Genomic DNA, 12,052 nt, shown 5'->3' with positions numbered 1-12,052 from the left:
CACCTCGGTATCAAGCCCTACACCTTCTCGAGCTTTTTCTCCTGCGCCGTCACCTGCTGGCACAACTCGATCATCTGCTCGCGCATCCAGCGGTTCGCCGGGTCCTGGTCGGTGCTTTCGTGCCAGTAGAGGTGGGTTTCCACCGGCGGCACATCGTTGACCGGCAGATAAAAGGCGTGCAGGTCGTTACGGCGGGCGAAGCGTTCCGGCACGGTCATGACCATGTCGGTCTGTTGCAACACTTGCGAGGCCATCAGGTAATGCTGGGAGCGCAGGGCGATCTTGCGCTGGATGCCCATCTTGCCCAGCGCCAGGTCGACATAGCCGAGGCCGCTGCGTCGGCTGGAAATATGGATGTGGGTCAGGCCCAGGTAATCATCCAGCGTGAGTTTCTCCTTGCCCGCCAGCGGGTGCCCCTTGCGCATGGCGCACACATAGCGGTCCTCCATCAACTTGACGTGACGCACCTGCGGGTCAGTGTTGAGCGGCGCATCCACCGCGAAGTCGAGGCGACCGGCCGCCAGTTCCTTGGTGGTTTCACGGCGTTTGGACAGGAAGCTTTCGATGATCACCGCCGGCGCCAGGCGACGCAGGCGCTGGAATAGCAGCGGCAGGATCACCGCTTCGGTGAGGTCGGTCATGCTGATGCGGTAGGTCTTGACGGCTTGCTGCGGGTTGAAAATGCGGCTTTCCTGCACCGACACGCGCAGCAGCGAGAGTGCGTTGCGCACCGGGCCGATGATGTTCTGCGCCATGGGCGTCGGCACCATGCCCTGGGCGGTGCGCACGAACAGCGGGTCGTTGAAGGTCTCGCGCAACCGGGCCAGTGCGTTCGACACCGCTGGCTGGGTAATGCCCACAATCTGCCCGGCACGGGTCAGGTTGGCTTCGGTGTAGATCGCGTCGAAGACGATGAAAAGGTTGAGATCGACCTTGCTCAGATTCATTACGCGGCTCTCTTATTGTGTGGGCGGACTGACCGTGACGATCAGTCGATCATATATCGGTGATGAATGTTTATACACGCCGAGAATAGGCTAGGTAAATTATCAACGCTGTTCTAGCATCGATACATGACCTAAACAACCTCCCCCAAGAAGGTATCTCGCTCATGGATTTCGCTTATTCGCCCAAGGTTCAGGAACTGCGTGAGCGCGTAACAGCGTTCATGGACACCTACGTCTATCCCGCCGAAGCCGTGTTCGAGCGCCAGGTCGCCGAAGGCGATCGCTGGCAGCCGACCGCGATCATGGAAGAACTCAAACTCAAGGCCAAGGCCGAGGGCCTGTGGAATTTGTTTCTGCCTGAGTCCGAACTGGGTGCCGGGTTGACCAACCTCGAATACGCGCCGCTGGCGGAAATCATGGGCCGCTCGTTGCTGGGACCAGAGCCGTTCAACTGCTCGGCACCGGACACCGGCAACATGGAAGTGCTGGTGCGTTACGCCAACGAGGAGCAGAAACAACGCTGGCTCGAACCCTTGCTGCGCGGCGAGATCCGCTCGGCGTTCGCCATGACCGAACCGGATGTCGCATCCTCCGACGCCACCAACATGGCCGCCCGTGCCGTGCGCGATGGCGACGAGTGGGTGATCAACGGCAAGAAGTGGTGGACGTCGGGTGCTTGCGACCCGCGTTGCAAAATCCTGGTTTTCATGGGGCTGAGCGATCCGGACGGGCCACGTCATGCCCAGCACTCGATGATTCTGGTGCCGGTGGACACCCCCGGGGTAAAAATCCTGCGTCCACTGCCAGTGTTCGGCTATGACGATGCTCCTCACGGTCACGCCGAAGTACTCTTTGAAAATGTCCGGGTGCCGTACGAAAACGTCCTGTTGGGCGAAGGACGCGGCTTCGAAATTGCGCAAGGTCGCCTTGGCCCGGGCCGGATTCACCACTGCATGCGTTCGATCGGCATGGCCGAGCGCGCGCTGGAACTGATGTGCAAACGCTCGGTGAACCGCACGGCGTTCGGCAAGCCTCTGGCACGCCTGGGCGGCAACATCGACAAGATCGCCGACTCGCGGATGGAAATCGACATGGCACGCCTGCTGACGTTGAAAGCGGCGTACATGATGGACACCGTCGGCAACAAAGTGGCGAAAAGCGAGATCGCGCAGATCAAGGTCGTCGCGCCAAACGTTGCATTGCGGGTGATCGACCGGGCGATCCAGATCCATGGCGGGGCAGGGGTTTCCAACGATTTCCCGCTGGCCTACATGTATGCGATGCAGCGCACCCTGCGCCTGGCCGACGGCCCGGACGAAGTGCACCGTGCGGCGATCGGTAAATTCGAAATCGGCAAATATGTGCCGAAGGAGATGATGCGTAGCGGGCACTGACAGACACCGCGTTATCGTTCATCGCGGGCAAGCCCGCTCCCACAAGGACTGCATCGAACCTGTGGGAGCGGGCTTGCCCGCGATTGCGTCAGTCGATCCAGCACATCAACAGCAGATTCAGTAAACCCAAACCTCAACCCGCCGATTCTTGATCCTTCCCTCATCGGCGCTATTGGCCGCCACCGGCATTTCGGCGCCGAATCCGCGTATCTCGCGAAACACCACGCCGCTCTTCACCAACTCCCGCCGTACCGCCATGGCCCGCAGTTTCGACAACAGATCGGCGCGCGCCGGGTCGCTCTTGGCATCGCCAAACCCCACCAGCGTGACCTGACCATCGGTCTTGCCGTGCTGCTTTATATAGTCGAGCACTCGTGTCAGGTCTTGCCGCGCCTTGTTGTCCAGGCTGGCACTGCCTTCCTCGAAGCGAAAATTCACCGACAGCCGTTGAGCATGTCGACTCAGCGCCTGGTAACCCTCGGGCATCAACGCATTGGGGGTAACGGCCATGGCCTGGACGGTTTGGGCAACAAAGCCGTTCGCTGCGACTATGGCCTGGCCGCTGCTGCTTTGGGCAAAGGCCACCAGAGCGTCAGCCCAGGGATTTTTCCCGTTGGGTGGCAGGTAAAAGAACAACCGGCGGGACAACGGATAATCTTCCGTGGCAATGAGGCTGTTGAGCGGCAGCATGGCTTGCGATTGACCGTCGACAATGGCCACGGCTTTGGCCTGACGCACGTAGGGCAAACCGATAAAACCGATGCCTTGCGGGTCTGCGCTGACCGCATCAGACAGTTGTTCACTGGACTCGAAGCGTTTCGCCGCGCTGCCGAGGGTTTTCCCACGGCCACTGAGGACCAGTTCCTTGAAGGTGTCGTAGGTCCCGGACTGATCATCCCGCGCATACAGATGAATCGGCCCGCCGCGACCGCCGATGTCTTCCCAGGTCTTCACCTCGCCACTGAAAATGCGCGCCAGTTGCACGGTGTCGAGTTGGTTCAGCGGATTGTCCGGATGAAGGATGATCGCCAGGCCATCGATGGCGATGACCTGTTCGGCGCTCGGGCTTTTCAGGTCACCGAGCGATTGCAGGCTGGCCAGTTCGCTGTCCTTGATCGCGCGCGACGAGGCGGCAAGATCGGCGCTGGCGTTTTTTAGCGCGGTGAAACCGGTGCTGGAACCATGGGCCGCCACCTCCACCACGACCCGATGGCCTTGAACGGTTTCGCCGACGATGCGCAGTTCGTTGGCGGTGTCCGGGGTTTCGCGGTGAATCTTGCGCAGGCCCTGTTCACTCAGCAGGCCCTCGACCAGCGCCGGTCCCAATGCCGCGCCGATGGTGTTGGAACCCTGGATGAGCAGCACCGGGCCGTGTTCGGGTGTCGGCAAGTCGCCGGCCGAGGCCGCCTTCTGCAAGCCCGTGCACAGCATCAACAGGAACAACACGCGCAGCATCATGCCGGCACCTTATATAGCCAAAGGAGGTGTCGGGAGATTAAGTCAGTAAGGTTTCCGAAAAATGACACGTTCTCATGTGGGAGCGGGCTTGCTCGCGAAAGCGGCGGGTCAGTCGACATTGATGTTGAATGATTAACCGTATTCGCGAGCAAGCCCGCTCCCACATGAGAGTTGTGTTCGACGGGGATCAGCTCAACTCAAGCCAGATCGGCGCATGGTCCGAAGGTTTTTCCATGCCACGCAGTTCGTAGTCCACACCTGCGGCTTTCACCCGAGGCAGCAAGCCGTGGGAGGCGAGGATCAGGTCGATGCGCAGGCCACGCTTGGGCTCGTCTTCGAAGCCACGGCTGCGGTAGTCGAACCAGCTGAAAGTGTCGGTCACGTCGGGGTTCAGGTGGCGGAAACTGTCCACCAGGCCCCAGTTCTTCAGGCGGGCCATCCACTCGCGCTCTTCCGGCAGGAAGCTGCATTTGCCGGTTTTCAGCCAGCGTTTCATGTTGTCCGGGCCGATGCCGATGTCGCAGTCCTCTGGGGAGATGTTTACGTCGCCCATCACCACCAGTGGCTGGTCGTTCTTGAACTGGCTTTCCAGCAGTTGCTGCAAGTCGCTGTAGAAACGTTCCTTGGCCGGGAACTTGGTCGGGTGGTCGCGGCTTTCGCCCTGTGGGAAATAACCGTTCATGATGGTCACCGGCACGCCGTTGGCGTCGGCGAAGGTGCCCCAGATGAAGCGCCGCTGGGCATCTTCTTCGTCGGTGGCGAAACCTTTATGCAGGGCCAGCGGCTCCTGGCGCGAGAGCAGGGCGACGCCGTAGTGGCCTTTTTGCCCGTGGAAATACACGTGGTAGCCCAGTGCTCTGACTTCATCGAGGGGGAACTGGTCGTCGTGGACCTTGGTTTCCTGCAAGCCGATCACATCGGGTTGGTGCTTTTCGATCAGCGCCGCCAGCTGATGGGGACGGGCGCGCAGCCCGTTGATGTTGAAGGAGACGATCTTCATGGTCGGCAGTCCTGGCAAAAGGGCGATGCTAGCTGACATGTGGGAATCGGGCCAGTGTGGGGTGAGGGGATTCGGTTTTGTCAGTCAGTCTTGTGTGGGCAGTGATGGCCTCATCGCGAGCAGGCTTGCGCTCCTACAGGGAATGGATGGGGTCTGTACCTTTGTGGGAGCGGGCTTGCTCGCGAAGGCGATTTCATTGCCTACACTCATTGCGGATCTGTAAGGAACTGTGTCAGCGCCGACAGGCTCGTAACAACAAGAGCGCAGCCACCCGAGCTGTGCCGGGGAGATCAACCGTCATGCCCGAAACCTCAACCGTCATTGCCGATATCCATATGCTCGACAGCGGCTACGCCCGCGAAGCGCGTTCGCTGCTGTACCAGGCTTATCGACACGAGCCGACCTTCGGCTATCTGTTCGAAGCCGAGCGCCTTGGCTACGAACAGCGGGTTCGCGCCACCGTGCGCGAGCTGGTGACCCAGCACTTTCTCCAGGACCTGCCGGCCATCGGCCTGCTGGTCAACGACCGCCTGATCGGCATCGCCCTGATCGCACCGCCGCAACGTCGTCTCGGCGTCACCGAAAGTTGGGCTTGGCGCTTGCGCATGGTGCTCAGTACGGGATTTCGCTGCACCCGTCGCTACCTCGATTATCACGCCGCCGTGGAGGCCTGCGTACCGAACGAATCGGTGCACGTCTTGCCGTTGCTGGGGGTTCATCCGCAGTTCCAGGGCAAACATTTCGGCGAGCAACTGTTGCAAGCCGTGCACAACTGGTGCGCGGTGGATGAAAATTCACAGGGAGTGATCCTCGATACCGGGAACCCTCGCTACCTGGAGTTCTATAAGCGCCAGGGCTATGAGGAAATCGGTGAAGTTGCCGTAGGACCGATTCGCGAACACGTGTTTTTTCACCCCAATCCCCAGGTGTTACATACTGCAACGGCTTGAACGGCGAACTTTCCGGGCATGTCAGGCTCTATCACGCTCTCAAGCTCGTGATAGCATCCGCGCCTATGAAGTTTCCAGGAAGAATTACCAGCGGCGTACTGATGCTGATGACCAGTTGTGCGGCGCTGGCACAAAGTGAATTGGATGTACGGATCAAACCGTCCAATGATGAGCTGAAAGCCAATATTGAAGGCTATATCGGCAGCCTCGGCGATCGCGATGAAGAAGCGTTGCTGCGCTTCAGCCGTGGCGCCGAAGAACAGGCGCGCAAGGCCGCCCAGGCCCTGGGTTATTACCAGCCGCACATCGACAGCGAAGTGAAGGGCGGCGATAAGCCGCGCCTGGTGCTGAAGGTCGACCCCGGCGAGCCGGTGCATCTGCGTAACGTCACGGTACGTGTCGACGGTCCGGCAGCCGCCCTCAAATCCTTTCGAGTCCCCAAGAGCGACGCGCTCAAGCCTGGCGCCGTGCTCAATCATGGGCATTACGAGGACGCCAAGCGGCTGATCCAGAATCAGGCTTCGCGTTATGGCTTTTTCAGCGGCCGTTTCACCCGTTCAAAATTGTCGGTAGACCCCCGTGCCGGTGTCGCCGATATCGAACTGATCTATGAAAGCGGTCCGCGCTATACCTTGGGCAAAGTCAGTTTCGAAGGTGATACGCCGTTCGATGACGAGCTGCTGCAACGCATGGTGCCGTTCAAGGCCGGTACGCCGTATGACTCGGAGCTGATCGCCGAACTCAATCAGAACCTGCAGTCGAGCGGTTACTTCGAAGGCGTGCGGGTGGACGCGGCGCCCGCGTTGTCCAAGGACGATGCGATCCCGGTGGACGTCAAACTCGAAACCCGCAAACCGCGGACCATGGGCCTGGGCCTGGGTTTCTCCACTGACGTCGGTCCAAGGGCCAAGGCCAACTGGACCCGGCACTGGGTCAACGCGCAGGGGCACAGTTATGGCTGGGAAACCGAAGTCTCGGCACCTCGGCAAAACGTCGGGCTGTTCTACGACATTCCGCTGGACCCGCCACTGACCGACAAACTGCGTTTTGCCGGCGGCTATCAGAATGAGGACATCGCCGGCACCGACACCCACAGCAAGCTGCTGACCCTCGGTCCTGAATGGCACAGCAAGTTGCCCAGCGGCTGGCAGCGGGTGGTATCGCTCAAATGGCAGCGCGAGGATTACCAGCTCGGCGACGACTCGGGCCTGAGTAACTTGCTGATGCCCGGTGTGAGCTATTCGTACCTCAAAAGCGACAACCGCATTGACCCGCACAACGGCTATCGCCTGCAATTCGAATCCAAAGTGGCCAAGGAGGGTCTGGGTTCCGACAGCAACCTGATCTACGGCACGGCGCTGGTCAAAGGCCTGACCACGGTGTTCGATAATCACCGTTTCCTCGGACGGGTGCAGGTCGGCGGCAGTGCCACCAACGGTTTCAAATCGGTGCCGCCATCGCTGYGCTTCTTCGCCGGTGGTGACCAGAGCGTGCGCGGTTACGACTATCAGAGCCTGTCCCCGGAAAACTCCGACGGCGACCGCATCGGTGGTCGCTACATGGTGGCCGCCAGCGCGGAATACCAGTATTCCATCGCCGAAAAATGGCGGATCGCGACCTTTGTCGATCAGGGCAACTCTTTCAATACACTCGAACTGCCGAACCTCAAGACCGGGGTCGGTATCGGCGTGCGTTGGGTATCGCCGGTGGGGCCGATCCGCCTCGACCTGGCCCACGCGCTGGACGACGATGGCGGCATTCGATTGCACTTTTCCATGGGGCCTGAGCTGTGAAGCGTGGTTTGAAAGCAACACTGCTGACAATGGCGGCGCTGTTGATGCTGGTTGTCCTGACGCTGGCCACGGTGCTGGGCACGGCGCCGGGCAGCCGCTGGGCGTTGGGCTTCGTACCGGGCTTGACCCTGGAAAACTTCCAGGGCCGGCTGGGCGGGCAGTGGAGTGCCGACCGGGTGCTGTGGCAGCAGGACAGCAACCGGGTTGAACTGAGCAAAGTGATTTTTGCCTGGTCGCCGTTGTGCCTGACCCGCATGACCCTGTGCATCGAGCAATTGCAGGCCGATCAGGTCAGCCTGACGTTCCCGCCGGGTGCCGAAGAGCCAGACAGCGGCCCGATCACACTCCCGGAGCTCAAGTTACCGTTGGCCATCGAACTGGGGGAGATCAAGGTTGGCAGCCTGTTGTTCAACGGCAGCGAAGAGCTCAAGGGCTTGCAACTGGCGGCGCACTGGACGACAGCCGGTTTGAAGATCGACGCGGTGTCGTTACAGCGCGATGACCTGAGCCTGAACCTGTCCGGTCTGCTGCAACCCTCCGGCAACTGGCCCCTCAGCGCCTCCGGCAAGCTGACCCTGTTGTCGACACCTGAGCCCCTGGCGCTGGCACTGAAAGTCGACGGCGACCTGCTCAAGACCCTGAACCTGAAAGCCGACGGCAGCGGTTACCTCAACGGGCAACTGACCGGCGAACTGCAACCGCTGGTGGAAAACCTGCCGGCCAAAGTGCGGATCACCGCCGATGGCTTCAAGCCCAGTGCCGATCTGCCGGACACCCTGCAACTCAATCAGCTTGAACTCACCGGTGCTGGCGACTTGAAGAACGGCTACGCGCTGCTCGGCAAAGCCACGCTGCCCGCCGAACAAGGGCCAGTCGCACTGGCGCTGCAAGGCAAGGTCGACGCCAAGGGCGCGCAGATCGCCGCACTGGACCTGACCGCCAACGACAAGCAAAGCCTCAAGCTCACCGGACAGCTGGATTGGAGCAAGGGCCTGAGCGCCGAGGCGAAGATCGACTGGCTGGACTTCCCGTGGCACAGGCTCTATCCGCTCATCGACGAACCGCAGGTAGCGCTTCGCACCTTCACCGGCGAAGTCTCTTACACCGACGGCAAGTACCTCGGGCATTTCGACGCCGCGGCGGATGGTCCGGCCGGCGCCTTCACCCTGGCCAGTCCATTCGCGGGCGACCTGACGAAGATCTACCTGCAACAGATTCAACTTCAGGCCGGGCAAGGCAAGGCTGAAGGGCACCTGAACCTGCAATTCGCCGACGGCGTTGCCTGGGACACCGCGCTGGACCTGTCGGCGATCAACCCTGCGTACTGGGTCGCGGAGCTGCCGGGCACGCTGGCCGGGCCGTTGCGCAGTCAGGGCGAGATGAAAAACGAAGTGCTCAGCCTCAATGCCGACCTGGACCTCAAGGGCAAACTGCGCGGGCAACCGGCGGTGATCCAGGCCAAGGCCGATGGCCGTGGCGAGCAATGGAACCTCAACGCCCTGCAAGTTCGCCTCGGCGACAACAGCATCAGCGGCAAAGGCAGCCTGCAACAGAAGCTCGCCGGCCAGATCGATCTCAAGCTGCCGCGCCTGGCCCAGCTCTGGCCGCAACTGCGCGGCCAGCTCAATGGCCGCGTGGATGTCGCCGGCACGCTCAAGGCGCCCCAGGGCAAGCTTGACCTGCAAGGCTCGCAACTGGCTTTCCAGGACAATCGCCTGCAAAGCCTGAACCTGGACGCCACGCTGGACAGTGCGCAACGGGCGAAAATCGACCTCAAGGGCAGCGGCATCCGGGCGGGCGATACTTCACTGGGAACGCTGACCGCCAGCGGCCAGGGCGACATCAAGAACCAGAAGTTGAGCTTCGATCTGCAAGGGCCGAAGCTGAAACTGACGCTGGGTCTGGACGGTGCGCTGGATAAAGGCAATTGGCGCGGACGCCTGGCCAGCGGTGATATCCAGGCCGGTGGCCAGGACTGGAGACTGCAAGGGCCGGCGAAACTCGAACGCCTGGCGGACGGCAAAATCAACTTTGGTGCCCATTGCTGGGCATCCGGCCAGGCCAGCCTGTGCGGGGAAGACTCGCGCCTGATGCCCGAGCCGAAGCTGCGTTATCACCTCAAGCAATTCCCGATCGACAGCCTCGCGCAGTGGTTGCCGAAGGATTTCGCCTGGCAGGGCCGGCTCAATGCCGACCTGCAACTGGACCTGCCGGCCAGTGGCCCGAACGGTCAGGTCAGCGTCGATGCCGGCGGCGGCACGTTGCGCATCAAGGAAAAGGACCAGTGGCTGGACTTCCCGTACCAGACCCTGAAGCTCACCAGCAAACTCACGCCCAAACGCATCGACACCGAGCTCAATTTCGTCGGTGGCAAACTCGGCGAGCTGATGGTCCAGGCACAGCTCAATCCCTTGCCAAAGAACAAACCGTTGAGCGGCTCGTTCCGCTTGAGCGGGCTGGACCTGTCGGTGGCGCGGCCGTTCGTGCCGATGGTCGAGAAGCTGACCGGGCGCTTGAATGGCAGCGGCACGATTTCCGGTGGGCTGCTGGCACCGCAGGTCAACGGCAGTCTGCAACTCAGCGACGGTCAGATCTCCGGGCCTGAATTGCCGATGGAGCTGAAAAACCTGCACGTTCAAGCGCTCATCGCCGGTGAAAGCGTGCAATTGAACGGTGGCTGGAACAGCGGCAAGGCCGGGCAGGGCAGCCTGAACGGCAACATCGCCTGGGGCCAGGCGCTGGTGGTGGACCTGGCGCTCAAGGGGTCGCAGTTGCCGGTCACCGTCGAGCCTTATGCCAAGCTGGAAGTCGCACCGGACCTGAAAATCTCGATGAAAGGCGACGAGTTGGCCATCGCCGGTAAAGTGCTGGTGCCCAAGGGCGACATCATCATTCGCGAGTTGCCGCCGTCGACAGTCAAGGTCTCCGATGACACGGTGATCGTCGGTCAGCAGACCGAGGAGGGCAAACCGCCGCTGGCAATGAAGATGGACATCGAAGTGGTGGTCGGCGAGGACAAGCTGAGCTTTGCAGGATTTGGCCTGACCGCGAATGTGCAGGGGCATGTGCACATTGGTGACAACATGGACACCCGTGGCGAGCTGTGGCTCAACGACGGGCGTTATCGCGCCTACGGCCAGCGGCTTTCGGTGCGCCGGGCGCGCTTGCTGTTTGCCGGGCCCATCGATCAGCCGTACCTGGACATCGAGGCCATTCGCAAGACCGACGACATCATTGCCGGCATCCGTTTGAGTGGCAGCGCCGAGCAGCCGACCACGCAGATCTTCTCCGAGCCGGCCATGAGCCAGGAGCAGGCCCTGTCCTATCTGGTGCTCGGGCGTCCGCTGAGCAGCAATGGCGAAGACAACAACATGCTCGCCCAGGCGGCCCTCGGGTTGGGCTTGATGGGTAGCTCCGGGGTGACCAGCGGCATCGCCAAGAACCTGGGGATCCAGGACTTCCAGCTCGACACCCAGGGCAGTGGCGACGCCACCAGCGTGGTGGCCAGCGGCAATATTTCCGAGAAGCTCAGCCTGCGCTATGGCGTTGGCGTGTTCGAACCGGCCAACACCATTGCCCTGCGCTACAAGCTGAGCAAGAAGGTCTACCTCGAAGCCGCTGGCGGCGTGGCCAGTTCGTTGGACATCTTCTACAAGCGGGATTTCTAATTCTCAATCAAGCGGCGGTTCGGCAATCCGGTTTGCCTGCTCAGGCGGCCTGATAGCCGGCGTTTGCTTTGTTGACTGAGTACATATCCGTTTCTTCGGTAACGGCGGCTTATGGTTTCGCCCTGACGGCGACTCACTTTTTTTACAAGCGCCTAAAAAAAGTAAGCAAAAAAACGCTCGCCCCGAACGTACGGCCCCTCGCTAAGGCTCGGGGTTCCTTCGCTCCGGCATTCATCCGGGGGCATCGCCTCCGGTCGGCTTCGCTCGACCTCCTCTCGATGTGTTCGGCTTCGCCGAACGGCGCTGCGCGCCTACCCCCCGGATGAACACCTCCACTCAGCCTGCCGAGGGGGCGGGTGGATCAAGATCAAGAGCTGCAGGCGAGCTAACGCTCGGCCTGATGAGTGGTGAAGAGCGTGGGTGTACGCCACTTTGCCTTTGCTCTTCTGTGGGGGGCGGCGGTGCGGCGATCCGACTTGCTCGCGATGGCGACCTGACAGCCGATCGAAATTTTTCGGATGTACTGAATACCTGTGGGAGCGAGCCTGCTCGCGATGGCGGCCTTCCAGCCGACCAGGTACATCACAGGCGAACGAAACCCGCAAAGAGGCCGGCCGGTAGGCCGCCTCGCTTTTGCTTTGGCTTTTGATCTTGATCTTCTTGCCCCCTCGAGAGGCCGAGTGGAGGTTCTGCGCAGTGGGCAACCCGGCATGGATGCCGGGTTAGCCGCCGCCGGCCATGGATGGCCGATGGCGGCGGGCCCACGGAGCAGGACCGGAGCGAGGGCATGCCGAGCCTTGGCGAGGCACCGAACGTCAGGGGCAAGAGCCCTTGGCCCTTGG

Annotated in this window: 7 protein-coding genes; 4 read left to right on the top strand and 3 right to left on the bottom strand. The window is 61.4% G+C overall.

Annotated elements, in window-relative coordinates; genetic code table 11:
• Nucleotides 1-17 precede the first annotated feature (17 nt).
• A complete protein-coding gene (locus tag AC1DVE_RS25855; RefSeq protein ID WP_150725911.1) occupies nucleotides 18-947 on the bottom strand; it encodes a LysR family transcriptional regulator in 930 nt (309 codons plus the stop codon).
• 164 nt (nucleotides 948-1,111) lie between these two features.
• On the opposite strand from AC1DVE_RS25855, the gene AC1DVE_RS25850 reads away from it, so the two are divergent.
• Nucleotides 1,112-2,341, top strand: coding sequence for an acyl-CoA dehydrogenase (locus tag AC1DVE_RS25850; protein ID WP_223461403.1), 1,230 nt, complete (start codon nucleotides 1,112-1,114; stop codon nucleotides 2,339-2,341).
• A 117-nt stretch (nucleotides 2,342-2,458) separates the two neighbouring features.
• Here the strand turns inward: AC1DVE_RS25850 and AC1DVE_RS25845 are convergent, their stop codons facing one another.
• Nucleotides 2,459-3,799 carry a substrate-binding domain-containing protein gene (locus AC1DVE_RS25845; RefSeq protein ID WP_223461405.1) on the bottom strand — a complete coding sequence of 447 codons (1,341 nt, stop codon included), beginning with the start codon at nucleotides 3,797-3,799 and terminating at the stop codon, nucleotides 2,459-2,461.
• Nucleotides 3,800-3,986: 187 nt separating this feature from the next.
• Entirely contained in the window at nucleotides 3,987-4,799 is an 813-nt protein-coding gene (gene xthA, locus AC1DVE_RS25840) for an exodeoxyribonuclease III (protein ID WP_007999540.1), read from the bottom strand.
• Between the two features lie 299 nt (nucleotides 4,800-5,098).
• On the opposite strand from xthA, the gene AC1DVE_RS25835 reads away from it, so the two are divergent.
• From AC1DVE_RS25835 to AC1DVE_RS25825, 3 genes are all read left to right on the top strand, one after another.
• Nucleotides 5,099-5,749, top strand: a complete 651-nt coding sequence (locus AC1DVE_RS25835) for a GNAT family N-acetyltransferase (protein WP_046037811.1) — start codon at nucleotides 5,099-5,101, stop codon at nucleotides 5,747-5,749.
• A gap of 65 nt (nucleotides 5,750-5,814) precedes the next feature.
• Complete coding sequence (locus AC1DVE_RS25830) at nucleotides 5,815-7,542, top strand: autotransporter assembly complex protein TamA (protein ID WP_477784315.1); 1,728 nt, start codon at nucleotides 5,815-5,817, stop codon at nucleotides 7,540-7,542.
• Nucleotides 7,539-11,210 (top strand): translocation/assembly module TamB domain-containing protein, encoded by a 3,672-nt coding sequence (locus AC1DVE_RS25825; protein WP_223461408.1) that lies wholly within the window; start codon nucleotides 7,539-7,541, stop codon nucleotides 11,208-11,210. The genes AC1DVE_RS25830 and AC1DVE_RS25825 overlap by 4 nt, the downstream gene beginning before the upstream one ends.
• Nucleotides 11,211-12,052 lie beyond the last annotated feature (842 nt).

Source organism: Pseudomonas sp. P4_B4 (assembly GCF_056402255.1).
Note: the sequence above shows the minus strand (reverse complement) of the source record. Positions and strands in the feature narration are given on the sequence as shown.